This window comes from Pseudomonas putida group bacterium ESBL64 (assembly GCF_045277175.1).
GTDB classification, from domain to species: Bacteria; Pseudomonadota; Gammaproteobacteria; order Pseudomonadales; family Pseudomonadaceae; genus Aquipseudomonas; species Aquipseudomonas alloputida.
Map to the genome: position 1 here is coordinate 2,959,351 of NZ_CP145799.1, position 18,512 is coordinate 2,977,862.

The window sequence follows — 18,512 nt, forward strand, 5'->3', positions numbered from 1 at the left end:
TCAGCGGGTCATTGCATGTGGCTGAACGAGAAGGTCCACCCCCAGAGCACGAATGACCCTCAATACAGTGTCAAAACGAGGCTTCGCGCCAGGGCTCAGCGCCTTGTACAGGCTTTCTCTACCCAGCCCACTCTCCGTAGCAATATGTGTCATGCCCCGTGCACGAGCGATATGGCCAAGTGCTCGAATGATTTCCTCGGTATCGCCATTTGATAGCACCTGGCTAAGGTATTCACTGATTGCCTCATCGCTGCTCAACAAGGCTGCCATATCAAACGGGATCAATTTTTCGCTCATTTCATCTCCTTCAGCAGCTTTCTGGCTTTGAGGATGTCGGCGGCTTGGGTGGACTTGTCGCCGCCGACCAGCAGTAAAACCAACCTCTGCCCCTTTTGCGTGAAATAGACGCGATAACCGGCAGTTACGTCGATGCGAAGCTCACCAATACCGCCTCCAAGCCACTTGAAGTCACCAAGATTGCCCGCCGCTGCTCGCTCCAGCCTACGACCTATCGCCAGCCTGGCCCTCAAATCTCTCAAGCTCGATAACCAAGCGGCAAAGCTTTCCGTCTGTTCAACGAGAAACATCAAGTGGTCATCCAATCGTATCCTTATGGATACACCCATTCAAGGATTGAAGCGACCCACTCTGTCGTTTTTGAGCTGAATCAGGAATTCAGGCACATCTGATAGGCTGGTCGGAGTTTTCCCTTCGTTTCAGCTACAAAATCCCTTGCAACATTCAACCCTCGAACCTTCGACGAGCCTCGGCGTCCCATCCTGCATCCCCCGCGTTTCGAGGTACCCCCGCGTGAAAGACGTCATCGCCCGCAAGTACCGCCTGGTGGTGAAGACCATCGGCTATATCGGTTGGTCGCTGTTCTGGCTGCTGATCTGGGATGTGCTGGTCACCATCGATTTCATGCTGTTCTTGAACAGCAAGTTCACCCTGCCACTGATCCCGCTGACCCTGCTGGGCTCAGCCTTGGTGGTGCTGGTAAGTTTTCGCAACAGCAGCGCCTACAACCGCTGGTGGGAGGCTCGCACCCTGTGGGGCGCGCTGGTGAACAGTTCGCGCAGCTTCGCCCGGCAGACGCTGACGCTGATCGATGACCCGGATGACGGCCTGAACCCGGTCAAGGCCACCCTGCTGCGCCGGCATATCGCCTATGTGAACTGCCTGGCGGCGCACCTGAAAGGTGAGCCCTGCCCGGAGGAGCTGATGGCCTTCATCCCGCCAGGTGAGTTCGAACGGCGCAACCGCTCGAACAATTTCGCCAATGACATTCTCGGCGGCTCGGCAGCCTTGCTGGCGCGGGAATACCAGGCCGGGCGACTGGACAGCATTCGCCTGGCGCGGCTGGAGTCGACGCTGGTAGACCTGTCTAACGCCCAGGGCGGCATGGAGCGGATTGCCAATACGCCACTGCCCTACCCCTATGTGTATTTCCCACGGCTGTTCATCACCCTGTTCTGCCTGATCGTGCCGGTGGGGCTGGTGGAGTCGTTGGGCTGGTTCACGCCGCTGGCGTCGACGGTGGTAGGGTTCATGTTGCTGGCCATCGAGCGGATCGGCACGGACTTGCAGAGCCCGTTCAGGTTCAGCGAGCATCAGATCCAGATGGATACCATATGCGAGACGATCGAGCGTAACCTGGAGTCGATGCAGCGGGAGGCGCAGTGTGCCGAGGCTGTAGACGCCTGAGAGATGTCGGGGCTGCTTTGCAGCCCGGGCTTTCCGTCAGGCCCGCACATAGCGCTGACGCAACACATCACTCGACACATCCACCAGCAACACCAACACCAGCATACCGATGATCACCGTGCTGGCCTGGGCCTCCTGGAACAGGCTCAAGGTGGTGTACAGCATCTGCCCCAACCCGCCCGCCCCGACAAACCCGAGCACGCTGGCCATGCGGATGTTGTTCTCCCAGCGGTACAAGCTGTAAGCCAGCAACTGCGGCCACAGGTTGGGCAGGGTACCAAAGCAGAACGCCGCCACCTGGCTGCCCCCCTGCAAACGGATCGCCGCCGCCGGCTCGGGCGGGGCGTTCTCAAGCGCCTCGGCAAACAACCGCCCCAGCACGCCCGCGGTGTGCAACGCCAAAGCCAGGGTACCGGCATTCGGCCCCAGCCCAGCCGCCAGCACAGTCAGCGCAGCCCACACCAGTTCAGGAATGGCACGCAAGGCATTGAGCAGCAAACGCGCGGCCCCTTGCAACGGCCAACCGAAGCGGCCCGCCGCCGGCAGTGCCAGCAACATCCCCAATACCATCGCCAACAAGGTGCCCATGCCAGACATGGCCAGGGTTTCCAGCGCCCCGCGCCACACCGCCCTGAGGTGCCCGGCAGACAGATCCGGCTGCAGGAAGCGCCCGGCGTACTCGCCCATCTGCCCCAGCCCGCCATTGCCGACCAGTGCGTGCAGGTCCAGCTCCAGGTATGCGAACGAGGCCACCACCGCTGACACGATGGCACCCAATAGCACCAAGTTGATCACCCGGTTCATGCCAGCCTCCAGCGCAGCAGGCGGCTGAGCAGGTCGGCCAGGATCACCAGCAGCAAGAACGTCAACAGCATGCTCGCTACTTGCGCACCCGCAAACATGCGCATCGACAGGTCGATCTGCTGGCCCAGCCCGCCAGCACCGACAAAGCCCATCACCACCGAAGCCCGCACCGCGCACTCCCAGCGGTACACGGTGTACGACACCACTTCGGAGGCAGCATTGGGCAGGATGCCGTAGAAAAACGCCGCCAGCCGGCCACTGCCCGCCTGCAACAAGGCATGCGCCGGGCGCTGGTCGACCGACTCGAAGATTTCGGCATAAACCTTGCCGAGCATGCCACTGTAGGTGATGGCGATAGCCAGTACGCCCGCCGTCGGCCCCAGCCCCACGGCGCGCACGAACAGCAACGCCCAGACGATCTCCGGCACGCTACGCAGGAAAATCAGCAGCCCACGCACCGGCAGGCGCAACAGTCGCGACCACAACCCGGCCCGCCCGCCGCGTGAAGCAGCACGCAAGGACAAGGCACGGCTGGCCAGCAAGCCAGCCGGGATCGCCAACAACAACGCCAGCGCCATGCCGGCAGTCGCCACGGCCAGGGTCTGCAAGGTGGCTTCATACAGCAGTGCAAGAAAATCGGCATCATGTGCCGGCGGCCAGAAGGCGCTGGTAAAGCTGGCAATCTGCTGACGGTTGTCCGCCTGCAACAGCACCCCGGGGTTCAGTTCGCTTGTCTGGATAGCCGGCCACAGTACTGCTACCGCCAACAGGGCCAGCAGCAACCGTGGCAGCAGCGCCGGGTCGCGGGCGTCAGCCTTTAGCATCGCGGAATCTGCACGGTCAGGATCGGCCCTTGGGTTGGCGGCGGAGCCAGTTGTTCGTTGGCATACAGCGCGTCCAGCAGATGCTCGGTGACCGCTTCGGCCGGGCAGTCGAACACAACCTGCCCTTCCCGAATGCCAATCACCCGCGGAAAATGCGCCAGCGCGAGCTCTACGGCGTGCAGGCTCGCCACCAACGTCACGCCAGTCGCTTGGGCATGGCGATTGAGCAAGGCCAGGCTGTGGTCGGCCAACACCGGGTCCATGGCCGACACCGGTTCGTCGGTCAGCAGCACCTGCGGGCGCTGGTACAACGCCCGAGCAATGCCCACCCGCTGCAACTGGCCACCGGACAACTGCCCACACTGCACGAACAGCTTGTCGGCCAGGCCCAGTTCGGCCAAGGCCTGGCGCGCCCCCGGTACATCGCTGGGGTACAGCAGGTTGAGCAAGCCGCGCAGCGTACCCCACTGCCCCAGGCGACCCGCCAGCACTGCGGTCACTACCCGCTGACGCGGTGGCAAAGGCGGCGCCTGATGCACCAGGCCAACCTGCGCGCGCAGTCGCTGGCGTGCCCTTGCCGACAGCGCCCAAGGCTGCTCGCCAAGCAACTCCAGGCGCCCACTGCTGGGCTGAACGGCCGTGGCCATCAGGTGCAGCAAGCTGGACTTGCCCGCCCCCGACGGCCCGATGATGGCGACACGCTCGCCCTGCGCGATCCGCAGGCTCACCGCGTCAAGCGCGCGTACCTGGCCATGACGCAGGCTGGCACCGTGAAGATGGATTGCCGCATTCGAAGCTGTCACTTGAGCAGGCCGGCCTCGCGTGCAGCTTGTTCGGTGCCCTTGTAGTTCTCAGGCTTGGTCTCGATGAAGCGGCTGGCGGCCTGCAGGTCCAGGATCGCCTTGTGCTCCGGGTTGCTCGGGTCAAGGTCCAGGAAGGCTTTCTTGATTTTCTGTTTCAACGCCGGGTCCATGTTGCCGCGCACGGTCCAGTTGTAGTCGAAGTAGGTCGGGGTGGTGGCGAACACCTTCACCTTGGTGGTGTCGACCTTGCCGGCATCCACCAGCTTTTGCCACACGCTGGCGTTCAGCACGCCACCATCGACCTTGCCAGCCTGCACCCAGGCCACGGTGGCATCATGGGCGCCAGAATAGGCCACGCGGCTGAAGTACTCCTCAGGCTTGATATTGTCCTGCTTGAGCATGAAGTAACGCGGCATCAGGCTGCCCGAGGTGGACGAAATGGAACCGAAGGCAAACGACTTGCCCTTCAGGTCGGTCAGGCTTTTCACGTCGGGGTTGGCGGTGATGAACTTGGACGTGAACTGTGCGTCCTGCTCACGCTGTACCAGTGGCGTGGCGGTCGGGTCCTTCAGGTGCACCTGAACGAACGTGAAGCCCCCCAGCCAGGCCAGGTCGAGACGGTCTGCGGCCAGCGACTCCACCACCGCCGGGTAGTCGGCCACGGGTACGAACTTCACCTCCATGCCCAGTTGCTTGGCCAGGTATTCACCCAAAGGCTTGAACTTGCGCTGCAGCTCGGTCGGCGCTTCGTCGGGGATGGCGCTGACACGCAGGGTTTCGGCGGCCTGAACGACAGCGGCACAGCAAGACAGCACGAGGCCGGCGGCAAGCGCCAGGGGGCGGTTGAGCATGGGTGTTCTCCGGTTCAATAGCGGGGAAGTGCCGACACATTTGCCGACACCGGGAATTATAAGAGGCAAGGGCCTAAAGGCCAGCTTTGCTACAATCGCGCAACAATTTGACCTGCAGAGGTGCATATGAGCGAGCCGATTCGCCTGACCCAGTACAGCCATGGCGCCGGCTGTGGCTGCAAGATCTCCCCCAAGGTGCTGGACGTGATCCTCGCCGAAAGCGGCACCCAGGCCCTGGACCCGAAACTGTGGGTCGGCAATGCCTCGCGCGACGATGCAGCAGTGTACGCGCTGGACGACGAGCGCGGCGTGGTTTCGACCACCGACTTCTTCATGCCGATCGTCGATGACCCTTACGACTTCGGCCGCATTGCCGCCACCAACGCCATCAGCGACATCTATGCCATGGGCGGCGACCCGCTGATGGCCATTGCCATCCTTGGCTGGCCGGTCAACGTGCTACCGCCGGAAGTCGCCCGCGAAGTCATCCGCGGCGGCCGCGCAGTGTGTGCCGAAGCGGGTATCCCGCTGGCCGGCGGCCACTCGATCGACGCGCCTGAGCCGATCTTTGGCCTGGCCGTCACCGGCGTGGTCAATAAACGCCACCTCAAACGCAACGACACTGCCAGCGCGGGCTGCCAGCTGTACCTGACCAAGCCCCTGGGCATCGGCATCCTCACCACCGCCGAAAAGAAGGCCAAGCTGCGCGTGCAAGACCAAGGCCTGGCCCGTGACTGGATGTGCACCCTCAACACGCCCGGCAGCCGCTTCGGCAAGCTGGACGGGGTCAAGGCCATGACCGACGTCACCGGCTTCGGCCTGCTCGGCCACCTGGTCGAGCTGGCCGAAGGCAGCGGCCTCACCGCGCACCTGAACTACGCCGCCGTGCCACGCCTACCTAGTGTCGACCACTACCTGGCCGAAGGCTGCATCCCCGGTGGAACCCTGCGCAACTACGACAGCTACGGGCACAAGATCGGCGCCCTCAGCGACGACCAGAAGCACCTGCTGTGCGATCCGCAGACCAGCGGTGGCTTGCTGGTTGCTGTTGCCCCGGAGGGTGAAGCCGAGTTCCTCGCCGTGGCTGCCGGCCTGGGCCTGAAACTGTCTCCGATCGGCAAGCTGGTCGAGCGACAGAGCCATGCGGTCGAGGTGATCTGATGCGCCCCGACTGCACCGACTTCCGTCAGCTGTTCCTCGACGACGTGCCGATGATGGACATGCGCGCCCCCGTCGAATTCGCCAAAGGCGCCTTCCCTGGCGTAGTAAACCTGCCGCTGATGAACGACCAGGAGCGGCAGAAGGTCGGCACCTGCTACAAGCAGCAGGGCCAGGCCGCCGCCATCGCCCTGGGCCACCAGCTGGTCAGTGGCACCACCAAGCAAGCCCGCCTGGAGGCCTGGGCAGCGTTTGCCAAGGCGCACCCTGACGGTTACCTGTACTGCTTCCGTGGCGGCCTGCGTTCGCAGATCGTGCAGGGCTGGCTGCGCGATGAGGCGGGTATTCAGTACCCGCGTGTCAAAGGCGGCTACAAGGCCATGCGTACCTTCCTGCTGGAGACTACCCAGCAAGCGGTGGAGCAATGTGATTTCGTACTGGTCGGTGGACTGACCGGTACCGGCAAGACCGATGTGCTGCACCAGTTGGACAACGTGCTGGACCTTGAAGGCCACGCCAACCATCGCGGCTCCAGTTTCGGCAAGCGCGCCACGGCGCAACCGGCGCAGATCGACTTTGAAAACCAGCTGGCAATCGACGTGCTGAAAAAGCGCGCCCGCGGTATCGGGCAGTTTGTGCTGGAAGATGAAGGCCGCATTGTTGGCAGCTGCACGGTGCCGCTGGAGTTGTACCAAGGCATGCAGCATTACCCGCTGGTGTGGCTTGAAGACAGCTTCACCAACCGCGTGGAGCGCATCCTGCGCGACTACGTGGTCAACCTGAGCGCCGAGTTCAAGGCCGTGCATGGCGAAGAAGACGGTCCCCGGCTGTTTGCCGAACGTATGCTGCAGAGCATGGCCAACATCTACAAGCGTTTGGGTGGAGAGCGCCATCAGCGCTTGTCCGAGATGCTGCGCGAAGCCCTGCAAGAGCAGCAGCGCAGCGGCGCAGTAGACCTGCACCGGGGCTGGATCGAAGGCTTGCTGAACGAGTACTACGACCCGATGTATGCCTACCAGCGCGCAGCCAAGGCCGAGCGCATCGAGTTTGCCGGGGATGCCGTGGAGGTGCGCGAGTACCTCAAGGCCCGGGCGCTGCGCCAACCGCGTAAATAGAACCAGCACCCTGCAGTGGCCTGTAGGAGCGGGTTCACCCGCGAAGAAGCCAACGCGGAGCATGACACCGGCAAAGCCGGTGTTCGCGGCTGAACCCGCGCCTGCAAATGTGGGCCAATCATGCCTGAACAGGCGCTACTGCCCAGGGCTAAGCACCCGCTCCAGCTCCGCAGCGCGTTCGCGGGTCATGTCCATCATGCAGCTGCCACCTTCCAGCTGCGCCAGGGTTCCACCACTGGCCTGTACATGGAACTGGCAATTGCCATCACGGTAGGCCAGCCACTTGCGCTGCACATCCCGCAGGCTCTTCTGTTGCCCGGCATCCAGCTTGCCCATCAGCTGCTTGTACACCCGGTTCAAGCGCTGGTCCTGCACTTGCGTTTCGGCCCCGATACACGCGTTCATGGCCACGGTGCTGGAGGCCGTGTCCATGCACTGCCCGTAGGCCGCCGTGTAATCGTCCGCCATCGCTACCGGTAGCACGCAGGCCAGTGCCAGGCCTGCCAGGTAATGCTTGATCATGCTAACCCTCCTTGTGGGTATCAAAGCGTCTGCGGCTGCTCCGGAGGCATCAGCACCTTGCCTGGCTCGAAGCGCAGCGAGGGCATTTGCGTCGCTGCATACAACGTTACCCCCAGGGCGGCAATCAAGGCGACATCAAGCCAGTTCCAGCCTGGCATGTCGTCAGCCCTTCGCGCCTTCCAGCAAAACCAGGCTTGCCCCAGGCAAAACACCACCATCGCTACCAGCCACAGGTAGAAGCCAGCACCAAAACCGGTAAGGTCATGAAACTCATAGCTGCGGTTATCCGGCAAGCGGTCGATGCCAAAACTGCTGGCAGCCAGATACGCCGCACCAAGCCCGGCCAGCAAGGCCAGCCAGCGAAACCGCCGATGAGCCAGGATGGCCAGTGCCAGCAGCGGATTGGCAAACCATTGGTACAAGCCGAACGGCATGCCCCATGGCCCGTACAGCAGCATCTGCAGGGCCGGCATATGACGCTCGCCGCTCATCAGCGCGCCATCGAAGAACAGGGCGAGCAAATACAGCAGCAGGCTGATACTCAGGTAGAAAGCGGGCAAAGGGGATTCCTGAGAGAAACGGGACAGCCTACGACCTTAACCCAGGCCCTGCCCCGCTTCCAAATTCACGCTCGGGTGTTATGAGATCAGGCTACTGGCGGCTCAAGCAGCAGGCCGTAAATACCCGAGTCGGACAGCTCACCCGCCACGCACCAGCGCGCCCGCAAGGTGCCTTCCAGCACAAAACCTTGCCGCTCCAGGGTGCGTGCCGAGCCCTGGTTGCGCGGGTCGATTTCACCTTCCAGGCGTCGCATGTGCAGGGTGTGGGCGAGGTAGTCGATGAAGCAGGTCAGCGCTTCGTCCATGTAGCCCCTGCCCTGCACGGCGCTGGCCAGGCAGTAGCCGATTTCGCCACGGCGGGAAATGTCGTCGATGTTGAACAGCTGGACCATGCCGATCAGTTCGCCGTTGTCGCGGCGGTACATGCCGAGCTTGAGTTGGTCGCCATTGGCATAGGCTTCGCGGTCGGCGGCCAGGGCGCTTTCGGCCTCGGCCAGGTCTTGCCAGGGTGCATGGTGCCAATAGCGCATGACCTCGGGGTCGGCCATGATCGCCAGCCACTGCGCGGCATCGGCATGGCGCATGGGGCGCAGTTGCAGCCGTGGGCTGTCGAGGCAGAGGTCACTGGGGAAACTGCGGGGAGGGGTCACGCCGGATCTCCTGTCCATTGCTGGGGAGATGACAGTTTAACGTCAAGTGCAGGGTTCAGGCATCTCGGGCAGCTTTGCAGCCGTCGCCGGCAGGTTCACCACAGGTCAGGAGCCTTGCACGCTATCTGTGGGAGCGGCCTTGCGTCGCGAAGGGGCTGCAAAGCAGCCCTGGCAATTCTCGCGGTGCCGCTGATGCCTGGGGCCGCTGTGCGGCCCTTTCGCGACGCAAGGCTCCACATCGACCGCGTCAGGCTGATTGATACTTCAGGCCACCTCAGCCCCATCATCCGGCCAATGCGGCTCGTTGGCCTCTGGCGGAGTCAAGGGTGGCAGGCCATACGCTGCCCGCGCATCATCACAGCTCGGGTTATGCACCCCACCCTCCCACGACGCATCAAACTCGCGGCACGGGCTGGAACGGTTGGCGTAAATCGTACAAGCCACCTCTTTACCGATCTCGCCCTGAAGGCTGACACAGCGGCAGGGCTTGGCATCGGTGCCGATCATGGCAACGCGCGTGGGGTTGATCTGTACCACCAGGTCGTCCGGCACTACGCCCCCGGCAGACTGGCATTCGCCCCAGAAGAAGGACACACGGAAGTACCCGCAGCAGGCGCCGCAGTCAAGGCAAGGGTTATATTCAGACATGATGTCACGGAGGGAAGGTGGTTGTTATCGGGGCTGGCCCGCGGCGCCATTTTTAATCCAACCAGGGGCCGCTGGATAGAGGGGGAATGCAAAAAAAGTTGCCGCTGATCCGGCCACTGAACAAGGGCGACCAGTGCATTCACCGGCCGCCCCCTTTCAGCTAGCAGATGGGCTGGTAGGTTTCAGCGTCCCAGCGTTGTAAACCCAGGCCTGCGCTCGGCTTGTAGTTACCTCCCTGTACCTTGCTGAACTGCGTATGCACCTCCCCACAATGCACCAGACGATCATTCTTATCGCCCTCGGTGACTACCGTGTAGGACTTACTGCGCATGGCCTGATGCTGCCTGTCGGCAGCCGCCATGACCTGGTGATACTTCATCAACTGGCTGCTGCTCAAGGCCAGACGTTTGTCCAGGCGCACGCCCCAGCGGGTCAGGCAAACCTCGGCAAAGTGGCGAACGATCAGCCCAGGTTCGGCCAGCACCTTGCCATCGCCTGCGCCATCAGCCGAGGCGTTGCCCACCAGCGTGGCATGGCGACCCGGCATCGGATAAACGCATACCCGTGTCCCTTTGGCGACCGAAGGGATCACGCAGGCAAAACCTTTGGAGCGCTCATCCCTTGAGTAGAAGCCTACGTACTCTTTGACGTTATCCGCCAACGTTACGCGTTCGACTTGCACGTTACCAACGCCAGGCACCGGGTCGATGGCAAATATGTTCACCGGTATGCCCCGCAATACAGGGTCTTGCGCCATGGCATTGGCCAGCATGTGGCAGCTGATCCCTCCCCTGCTCCAGCCCACCAGGTTGACCTGGGTTGGCAGGCGCGGTTTGCGGAACATGCTGATGATGCGCTCCTGCAGTTCCTGCGGGGTCGGGTGGCGATCGCCATAGTCGTAGGTTCGCCAGAACCATGAGGCGGAGGAAGACACGTCCGGAATGGGCACGCCGGCAGCTTTCAGCCGCTCGTATTCTTGCTCACTGAGTTTGGTACGCCGCCAGCTGCTTTCGCCTTTGATGACCTGCAGCACATGGTTGACGTTCTCCTCCCAGCCGCGGCCAAACAGCTGGCCGGTCCAGTTGAAATAGCCGCCGGGTTCGACGAACAGGTTGTCATCCTGAAGGTTGCCGCTGCCTGGGCCGTCGACGGCGATCCAGTGGGCGAATTCCCGGCTCTGGTCATTACTGGCCAGGGTCGAGACCAGCTCGCCATTCCAGAAGTTGGGATTGGCGTCGTCGAAACGGTGCGAGCCAGTGCCGCAGAAGTAGGCGGTGAAGACACTCATGGGGAGATCTCTTTGGTGAGAAATGAGTGCTGACGGTAGGCGTACGGGTAACCAGAAGGCAGGCGGAAAGCTCACCCAAGAGGCAGTTGGGGCTGCTTCGCAGCCCCAATGGGCTTACTTGCGAGCCAACCCATCAGCCCGGAACATTTGCCGGATCCCGCGGATGGCTTGGCGAATACGGTCCTGGTTCTCGATCAACGCAAAGCGAACATGGTCGTCCCCATAGTCACCAAAGCCGATCCCCGGCGACACGCAGACCTTGGCCTCGGCCAGCAGCTTCTTGGAGAACTCTAGCGAACCCAGGTGCGCATACTCCGGCGGGATCTTCGCCCACACGTACATCGACGCCTTGGGGTTCTCGACCATCCAGCCCAGTTCGTGCAGCCCTTTGACCAGCAGGTTGCGACGCTGGCGATACTGCTCGGCAATGTCGCGCACGCACTGTTGGTCGCCTTCCAGCGCGGCAATGGCTGCGACCTGTAGCGGGGTGAAGGTGCCATAGTCGTGGTAGCTCTTGATCCGCGCAAGGGCGTTGACCAGCTCGGGGTTGCCGACCATGAAGCCGATGCGCCAGCCGGCCATGTTGTAGCTCTTGGACAGGGTGAAGAATTCCACCGCAATGTCTTTGGCACCCGGCACCTGCATGATCGACGGGGCTTTCCAGCCGTCGTAGACGATATCGGCATAGGCCAGGTCATGCACCACCAGTACGTTGTACTGCTTGGCCAGGGCCACCACGCGCTCGAAGAAGTCCAGCTCCACGCACTGCGCGGTCGGGTTGGACGGGAAGCCCAGGATCATCATCTTCGGCTTGGGGATGGACTCGCGAATGGCCCGCTCAAGCTCGTTGAAGAAGTCCACGCCCGGCACCAGCGGCACCGAACGCACCTGGGCACCGGCGATCACTGCGCCGTAGATGTGGATCGGGTAGCTGGGGTTGGGCACCAGCACCGTATCGCCCTGGTCGAGGGTGGCCAGCATCAGGTGGGCCAGGCCCTCTTTCGAGCCGATGGTAACGATGGCTTCGCTTTCCGGGTCGATGTCGACCTCGTAGCGGTCCTTGTACCAGTTGGAGATGGCCCGGCGCAGGCGCGGGATGCCGCGCGAGGTGGAGTAGCCGTGGGTGTCTTCACGTTGGGCGACCTGTACCAGCTTCTCGACGATGTGCGGCGGGGTGGCGCCATCGGGGTTGCCCATGCTCAGGTCGATGATGTCCTCGCCACGGCGGCGGGCGGCCATCTTGAGCTCGGCAGTGATGTTGAAGACGTAAGGGGGGAGACGATCGATGCGCGCAAAGCGGCGCGGCGAACCTGGGTTGGCCATGGCTTCCTCTGAGGACGTAAGCGCCCGGAACCGTCCGAGCGACGCTGGCCGATGTGGCGGCCTGAATCAGAAGATAGTGCCGAAACAGGATCCTTGTAAAGGATAATTTCCTGTTTTGTTAGAACTTTTCAGATCTATTGTTTGAAAATTAGAGATTTATATTTTCCTGTGCCGGCCTCTTCGCGGGTAAACCCGCTCCTACAGGAACCTTGCAGGAGCGGGTTTACCCGCGAAGAGGCCGGCACAGGAAAAATACCCAAAAAAAACCCCGGCACAGTGGCCGGGGTTTTCGTGAAACAGGCAGCAGTTTCAGCGTGCGTAGGTCATCAGCACATCCGCAGCGGTCTGGCTGTCCACACCCATCATCACGCTCAGGGCAGTGACGGTAAGGATGGAGAAGCCGAACACCTTGCGGGCCCACTTGCTGTCGTCCTCGGCCTTGTAACCACCCCAGGCCATGTACAGCCAGTACAGGCCCATGGCAGCTGCCACAGCCAGGTAGCCGAGGCCGGCGTAACCGCCGAGGGTAAGCATCAAGGTGGCGAGCACAAAGGCCAGCACGTACAGCACGATCTGCTTCTTCGCCGCCAGGATGCCACGTGCCACCGGCAGGACCGGAATGTTGGCAGCGCTGTAATCCTTGAAGCGGAAGATCGCGATGGCAAAGCTGTGCGGCATTTGCCAAAGGCTGAACATCACCAGCAGGGTTACCGCAGCCAGGTCGAAGCTGTTGCTCACGGCGCAGTAGCCGATCACCGGAGGCATGGCACCGGACAGGCTGCCGACCAAGGTGCCGTGCACCGATTTACGCTTCAGCCACAGGCTGTAGAAACCGACATAGACAACAAAGCCAATCAGTGCGCAGAACGCAGACAGCGGGTTGGCCTGGACATACAGCAGGCTGAAACCCGCCACCCCGAGCAGGGTGGCGTAGATCAGCGCGAGGGGCAGCGACATGCCGCCCTGAACCATGACACGGTTCTTGGTGCGCTCCATCTTGTGGTCGATGTCACGGTCGATGCAGTTGTTGAACACGCATCCGGACGCAACCACCAGCGAAGTACCGATCACCACCGCCAGGAACAGGGCGAAATCCACATGGCCCTTCGAGGCAAGGAAGAAACCGCCTGCCACGGAAAGCACGTTACCGAAAATGATCCCCGGTTTGGTGATTTGGATAAAGTGCTTAACGGACATGCAGTCTTACCTCACTTGGCCAACATTTCGAAGTGGATGCTGAACATGATCCACAGCGACAGGCCGACAAGCAGAGCGATCACCAGGGTGGTGAACAGGAACGTCGAAACGTTGTTGCGTTGCTCTTTCGAGCGGTCCATGTGCAGGAAGTAAACCAGGTGAACAACTACCTGGATCACGGCCATGGCAACAATGATCAGAACGGTCAGGTTCTTCGGCAGGCTGGCAGTCATGGCCAGGCCGAACGGGATCGCAGTCAGGATGATCGACAGTACAAAACCGATCATGTACGACTTGACGCTGCCGTGATTACCTTCGTGATGAGTGTCGTGTGCGTTAGCCATTACAGAACCCCCAGCAGGTAAACGACGGTGAATACGCAGATCCAGACCACGTCCAGGAAGTGCCAGAACAGGCTCAGGCAGCTCATGCGGGTCTTGGCGGTCGGCGTGATGCCGTGCTTGTTGATCTGGTACATCATGATTGCCATCCAGATCAGACCAGCAGTCACGTGCAGACCGTGGGTACCTACCAGGGCGAAGAAGCCCGACAGGAAGCCACTGCGCTGCGGGCCGAAGCCCTCGCTGATCAGGTGATGGAACTCATAGATTTCCATCGCGATGAAGCCTGCACCGAACAGGAAGGTCACAGCCAACCAGCCCAGTACGCCCGCTTTCTTGCCATCGAACATCTTCAGCATGGCGAAGCCGAAGGTGATCGAGGACAGCAGCAGGAACAGCGTTTCAACAGCTACGAAATCGAGCTGGAAGATGTCGTGACCCGACGGGCCGCCGGCAAAACTGCCGGACAGCACCGCGTAGGTGGCGAAGAGCGACGCAAACAGGATGCAGTCGGTCATCAGGTACAGCCAGAAGCCCAGTACGGTCATCTGGCCCGAGTCGTGGTGGTGGTCGTCATGCCCATGGTCGTGACCATGAGCAGCGCCGCCGTGCATTACTTGACTGGACATTGATTACACCCGCTCAAACGATTCGACACGTGCGCCGGCAGGCAGAGCACCTGCTTTGGCCAGCGCTTTCATACGCTCGCCTTCGATGCGCGCCACTTCTTCGGCCGGAACCATGTAGCCCTGGTCGTCACGTGCAGCGTGGCGAACGAAGACAGCGATGGTTGCAACCAGGCTCGCGCCCACCAGCCACCAGATGTGCCAGATGAAGGCGAAGCCGAAGACGGTCAGGAACAGGCCCATGAACAGACCGGTAGCAGTGTTGCTCGGCATGTGGATGGCTTCGTACTTGGCCGGGGCCTTGTACGCAACGCCCGCTTCCTTGGCTTCGTGCCAGCAGTCCAGGCCAACTTTCTCAGGCATGTGAGCGAAGTTGTAGAACGGAGGTGGCGAAGAAGTCGACCATTCCAGGGTACGGCCGCCCCATGGGTCGCCGGTCACGTCCAGGTTCTGGTTGCGGTCGCGGACCGAAACGAAGATCTGGATCAGCTGGCAAGCGATACCGAACAGGATCAGCACGGCGCCGACAACGGCTACGTACAGGTAGGGTTCCCACAGTGGGTTGTCGGAGTGGTTCAGACGACGGGTCATGCCCATGAAGCCCAGGGCGTACAGCGGCATGAACGCAACGTAGAAGCCCGACAGCCAGAACCAGAAGGCAGCTTTGCCCCACTTCTCGTTCAGGGTGAAGCCGAAGGCTTTCGGGAACCAGAAGGCGAAACCGGCGATGTAGCCGAATACCGCGCCACCGATGATCACGTTGTGGAAGTGCGCAATTACGAACAGGCTGTTGTGCAGGACGAAGTCAGCACCCGGAACGGCCAGCAGTACGCCGGTCATGCCACCGATGGAGAAGGTGACCATGAAGCCCAGGGTCCAGAGCATCGGTGCGGTGAAGCGCACACGGCCTTGGTACATGGTGAACAGCCAGTTGAACAGCTTCACACCGGTCGGAATGGAGATCAGCATCGTCGCCAGGCCGAAGAAGGTGTTGACGCTGGCGCCGGCACCCATGGTGAAGAAGTGGTGCAGCCATACAGCAAAGCCGAGGATGGCGATCGCGCCCGATGCGTAAATCATCGAGTGGTGGCCGAACAGGCGTTTGCCAGAGAACGTCGAAGTGACTTCCGAGAACACGCCGAAGGCCGGCAGGATCAGGATGTAAACCTCAGGGTGACCCCACGCCCAGAACAGGTTGACGTACATCATCGGGTTCCCACCAAGCTCGTTGGTGAAGATGTGGAAGTCCAGATAACGGTCAACAGTCAGCAGAGCGAGTGCAGCAGTCAGGATCGGGAACGAAGCGACGATCAGTACGTTGGCCCAGGTGCAGGTCCAGGTGAAGATCGGCATGTCCATCAGTTTCATGCCAGGTGCGCGCATCTTCATCACGGTGACGAGGAAGTTCACGCCGGTAAGCGTCGTACCCAATCCGGATAGCTGTAGCGCCCAGATGTAGTAGTCGACACCCACCCCAGGGCTGTACTGAATGCCCGCGAGCGGCGGATAGGCAACCCAGCCGGTCTTGGCGAATTCACCAACGCCCAGCGAGATGTTGACCAGCAGCACGCCTGCCAGCAGCAGGTAGAAGCTCAGGGAGTTCAGGAACGGGAAGGCAACGTCACGTGCACCGATCTGCAGAGGAACCGCCAGGTTCATCAGGCCGGTGAAGAACGGCATCGCCATGAAGATGATCATGATCACACCGTGAGCGGTGAAGATCTGGTCATAGTGTTCAGGCGGCAGATAGCCTTCGGAGCCGCCGGTTGCGGCAGCCAGCTGGGTACGCATCATGATGGCGTCGGCAAAGCCACGCAGCAGCATGACCATCGCGACGATGATGTACATCACGCCGATCTTTTTGTGGTCGACAGTAGTCAGCCACTCGCTCCACAAGTAGGTCCACTTGCGGAAATAGGTGATAAGACCGACGACAGCGATACCGCCGAGCGCGATCATGGCAAGCGTCACCATGACTATCGGCTCGTGATAGGGTATCGCCTCCAGGCTTAATTTACCGAACATCTCTTACTCCTCTGCACCGGCAGCTGGTTGCATACTCGATTCCACACCCTTGGTTGTGGCCAGATCTTTGCTGCCTGCTTCTTCGTGGCTACGACCGCGGTTCATGCCTTCGTACTTGTCGACGATCAGCTGGAACTGCTCAGGCGAAGCCTCGCTATACAGCGCGACCGGGTTGTTTTCGCTTGGTTTGGCCAAGGCGTCGTATTCGGCCTTGTCCAGCTTCTTCGGCGACTGCTTGACCTCAGCGACCCACTTGTCGAAGTCTTCCTGAGAGGTGGCAGTAGCCTTGAATTTCATGCCGGTGAAGCCAGCACCGCTGTAGTTGGCGCTGATACCGTCGAACTCGCCATTTTCGTTGGCGATCAGGTGCAGCTTGGTGGTCATGCCGGCCATGGCGTAGATCTGGCCGCCCAGGCCCGGGATGAAGAACGAGTTCATCACGGCGTCGGAAGTGACGCGGAAGTTGACCGGAGTGTTAGCCGGGAAGACGATCTTGTTGACCGTGGCAATGCCCTGCTCCGGGTAGATGAACAGCCACTTCCAGTCCAGCGCGACCACGTCGATCTGAATCGGCTTAACGTCCGAATCCAGCGGACGATAAGGGTCCAGCTTGTGGGTGGAGTGGTAGGTGACGTAACCCAGGGCGATGATGATCAGGATCGGGATGATCCATACCGCGGCCTCGATCTTGGTCGAGTGCGACCAGTCAGGGGTGTAAGTGGCTGCCTTGTTGGAAGCACGGTACTTCCAGGCGAACGCCAGGGTCATGATGATCACAGGGATTACCACCAGCAGCATCAGGCCGGTAGCGATCAGGATCAGGTTCTTTTGCTCAATGCCGACCTGGCCCTTCGGGTCGAGCAGGGTCCAGTTGCACCCACTGAGTAAAAGCATGCCTAAAAAGGGCAATATGCCAAACAGTCTGGGGTAACGCTTTTTACTCATCTCACGACCTCTAGATCAGCTTGCTTCAATGCAATTTGTGTTTTGGTAGCCAACACTTCGTCCTGCCAAGTGAGGCATTTCGCGCCCGTACTCGCTCCTGCCTGGGGTCCGACTGCAGGACCTTGGCTTCAAGCGGGTTAGCGGTGCTTATGGTTTCGTAGGCAACAGGCCTGTACTTCAGACCAAGTCCATTTGGTGCGGGAAAACGCGGAGGGGTGTCCGCCCGGTATCGCCGTTGGGCGAAACTTGACGAAGTCAGCAAAAAGGAGCGCTGGGGCTTCCTTCAATCCTGCGACTCGCAAGCAGTGCCGAACGGAAATTGGGGGCGATTGTAGATAGGTCGCCAACCCTTGACTATGACTTATTGAGCAACAGTCTTTTACAGAATCCGTAACAATGCTGCTCAATAATTCAACTTCGCGACAGTTTGTCGCACCCCGCTTGCTAGGCCTCAAAGCCGCATTCTGCAAGGCCTGTGGGTTGATCTGGATCAAGCGGTGCGCAACTTTTCCCTCTTCTCATGCGGTGCAAAAGACCTCATGCAATTCGGGACTTTTGTCTAAGCCTGGCGTCGATTGCGGTAGATACCGAGCGGGACGAGGACGGCGGTCAGCACGAACGCCACAAGTGCCCATTGCGCCAGCGACAGGCCGAGGATCGGCGGATACGGCGTGCTGCAGAAGCCGTCGACCTGAAACGCCAGTGGCCACAGCTTTGCCAGTGGCAGGTCATCCACGATCGGCTGCAGGGTATCGATACCGCAACTGACCATGGGGTTGGCGAGTATATACACATGGTTGCCAGCCGCAACGATTCCGCCAATTGCACTGAGCACCACCAATGCCTCGAAGAAGGTCAGGCTGCGGCGCCCAGGCATCGCCGCAGCGATGAAGGCAAACACGGCAATGAACAGCAACGCATAACGCTGCAGGATGCACAACGGGCAAGGTGCCTCGCCTAGCACCACCTGCATGTAGAGGGCGCCGCCGATCAGTGAAAGGCAGATCAGCCCCAACAGCACCAGAAAGCGCCGTTCCCGATTCAGGCGCGATGTTTGTTCGTTCATTGCCGGTTCCTTCGATGGATAGTGGCAGCGTGGTCCGCCTGCCTGGGCGCAAGTCTACACGC

At 61.1% G+C, this 18,512-nt stretch carries 21 protein-coding genes; 3 read left to right on the forward strand and 18 right to left on the reverse strand.

Annotated features, from left to right (window positions below; genetic code table 11):
- Both V6093_RS13520 and V6093_RS13525 read right to left on the reverse strand, forming a co-directional pair.
- On the reverse strand, positions 1-297 hold the full coding sequence (locus V6093_RS13520; protein WP_004576347.1) for an addiction module antidote protein: 297 nt from the start codon (positions 295-297) through the stop codon (positions 1-3).
- On the reverse strand, positions 294-587 hold the full coding sequence (locus V6093_RS13525) for a type II toxin-antitoxin system RelE/ParE family toxin (RefSeq protein ID WP_406669823.1): 294 nt from the start codon (positions 585-587) through the stop codon (positions 294-296). The genes V6093_RS13520 and V6093_RS13525 overlap by 4 nt, the downstream gene beginning before the upstream one ends.
- Positions 588-810: 223 nt before the next feature.
- On the opposite strand from V6093_RS13525, the gene V6093_RS13530 reads away from it, so the two are divergent.
- Positions 811-1,704, forward strand: coding sequence for a bestrophin family protein (locus V6093_RS13530; protein ID WP_012051235.1), 894 nt, complete (start codon positions 811-813; stop codon positions 1,702-1,704).
- A gap of 36 nt (positions 1,705-1,740) precedes the next feature.
- Here V6093_RS13530 and phnE read toward each other — a convergent pair whose 3' ends face one another.
- The 4 genes from phnE to V6093_RS13550 are packed head-to-tail and all read right to left on the reverse strand — an operon-like array spanning position 1,741 to position 4,986.
- On the reverse strand, positions 1,741-2,508 hold the full coding sequence (phnE, locus tag V6093_RS13535; protein ID WP_047603276.1) for a phosphonate ABC transporter, permease protein PhnE: 768 nt from the start codon (positions 2,506-2,508) through the stop codon (positions 1,741-1,743).
- Complete coding sequence (locus V6093_RS13540) at positions 2,505-3,332, reverse strand: ABC transporter permease (RefSeq protein ID WP_004576350.1); 828 nt, start codon at positions 3,330-3,332, stop codon at positions 2,505-2,507. Before V6093_RS13540 ends, phnE begins: the two co-directional genes overlap by 4 nt.
- A complete protein-coding gene (locus V6093_RS13545; RefSeq protein WP_003248576.1) occupies positions 3,326-4,135 on the reverse strand; it encodes a phosphonate ABC transporter ATP-binding protein in 810 nt (269 codons plus the stop codon). Before V6093_RS13545 ends, V6093_RS13540 begins: the two co-directional genes overlap by 7 nt.
- Positions 4,132-4,986 (reverse strand): putative selenate ABC transporter substrate-binding protein, encoded by an 855-nt coding sequence (locus V6093_RS13550; protein ID WP_047603273.1) that lies wholly within the window; start codon positions 4,984-4,986, stop codon positions 4,132-4,134. Before V6093_RS13550 ends, V6093_RS13545 begins: the two co-directional genes overlap by 4 nt.
- Before the next feature lie 126 nt (positions 4,987-5,112).
- On the opposite strand from V6093_RS13550, the gene selD reads away from it, so the two are divergent.
- Positions 5,113-6,147: a selenide, water dikinase SelD gene (selD, locus tag V6093_RS13555; protein WP_014861458.1), complete on the forward strand. Its 1,035-nt coding sequence runs from the start codon at positions 5,113-5,115 to the stop codon at positions 6,145-6,147.
- Positions 6,147-7,259, forward strand: a complete 1,113-nt coding sequence (mnmH, locus tag V6093_RS13560; RefSeq protein ID WP_019750484.1) for a tRNA 2-selenouridine(34) synthase MnmH — start codon at positions 6,147-6,149, stop codon at positions 7,257-7,259. The genes selD and mnmH overlap by 1 nt, the downstream gene beginning before the upstream one ends.
- A gap of 135 nt (positions 7,260-7,394) precedes the next feature.
- On the opposite strand, the gene V6093_RS13565 is transcribed toward mnmH, so the two are convergent.
- From V6093_RS13565 to V6093_RS13620, 12 genes are all read right to left on the reverse strand, one after another.
- Positions 7,395-7,781: a lysozyme inhibitor LprI family protein gene (locus tag V6093_RS13565; RefSeq protein ID WP_047603272.1), complete on the reverse strand. Its 387-nt coding sequence runs from the start codon at positions 7,779-7,781 to the stop codon at positions 7,395-7,397.
- A gap of 20 nt (positions 7,782-7,801) precedes the next feature.
- Positions 7,802-8,341, reverse strand: a complete 540-nt coding sequence (locus V6093_RS13570) for a hypothetical protein (protein ID WP_047603271.1) — start codon at positions 8,339-8,341, stop codon at positions 7,802-7,804.
- Between the two features lie 86 nt (positions 8,342-8,427).
- Positions 8,428-8,991, reverse strand: coding sequence for a GNAT family N-acetyltransferase (locus V6093_RS13575; protein WP_003248588.1), 564 nt, complete (start codon positions 8,989-8,991; stop codon positions 8,428-8,430).
- 264 nt (positions 8,992-9,255) lie between these two features.
- Entirely contained in the window at positions 9,256-9,639 is a 384-nt protein-coding gene (locus tag V6093_RS13580; protein WP_003248590.1) for a YkgJ family cysteine cluster protein, read from the reverse strand.
- 160 nt (positions 9,640-9,799) lie between these two features.
- Positions 9,800-10,927, reverse strand: coding sequence for a hypothetical protein (locus V6093_RS13585; protein WP_406669530.1), 1,128 nt, complete (start codon positions 10,925-10,927; stop codon positions 9,800-9,802).
- Between the two features lie 114 nt (positions 10,928-11,041).
- Positions 11,042-12,250, reverse strand: coding sequence for an alanine transaminase (gene alaC, locus V6093_RS13590; protein WP_014861452.1), 1,209 nt, complete (start codon positions 12,248-12,250; stop codon positions 11,042-11,044).
- 309 nt (positions 12,251-12,559) lie between these two features.
- Entirely contained in the window at positions 12,560-13,447 is an 888-nt protein-coding gene (cyoE, locus tag V6093_RS13595; RefSeq protein WP_003248596.1) for a heme o synthase, read from the reverse strand.
- An 11-nt stretch (positions 13,448-13,458) separates the two neighbouring features.
- A complete protein-coding gene (cyoD, locus tag V6093_RS13600) occupies positions 13,459-13,791 on the reverse strand; it encodes a cytochrome o ubiquinol oxidase subunit IV (RefSeq protein ID WP_003248599.1) in 333 nt (110 codons plus the stop codon).
- A complete protein-coding gene (cyoC, locus tag V6093_RS13605; protein WP_012051225.1) occupies positions 13,791-14,417 on the reverse strand; it encodes a cytochrome o ubiquinol oxidase subunit III in 627 nt (208 codons plus the stop codon). Before cyoC ends, cyoD begins: the two co-directional genes overlap by 1 nt.
- 3 nt (positions 14,418-14,420) lie before the next feature.
- Positions 14,421-16,439 carry a cytochrome o ubiquinol oxidase subunit I gene (gene cyoB, locus V6093_RS13610; protein WP_003248603.1) on the reverse strand — a complete coding sequence of 673 codons (2,019 nt, stop codon included), beginning with the start codon at positions 16,437-16,439 and terminating at the stop codon, positions 14,421-14,423.
- A 3-nt stretch (positions 16,440-16,442) separates the two neighbouring features.
- Positions 16,443-17,384, reverse strand: a complete 942-nt coding sequence (gene cyoA, locus V6093_RS13615; protein ID WP_003248605.1) for a ubiquinol oxidase subunit II — start codon at positions 17,382-17,384, stop codon at positions 16,443-16,445.
- 559 nt (positions 17,385-17,943) lie between these two features.
- On the reverse strand, positions 17,944-18,450 hold the full coding sequence (locus V6093_RS13620; protein WP_003248609.1) for a disulfide bond formation protein B: 507 nt from the start codon (positions 18,448-18,450) through the stop codon (positions 17,944-17,946).
- Between the last annotated feature and the right edge of the window lie 62 nt (positions 18,451-18,512).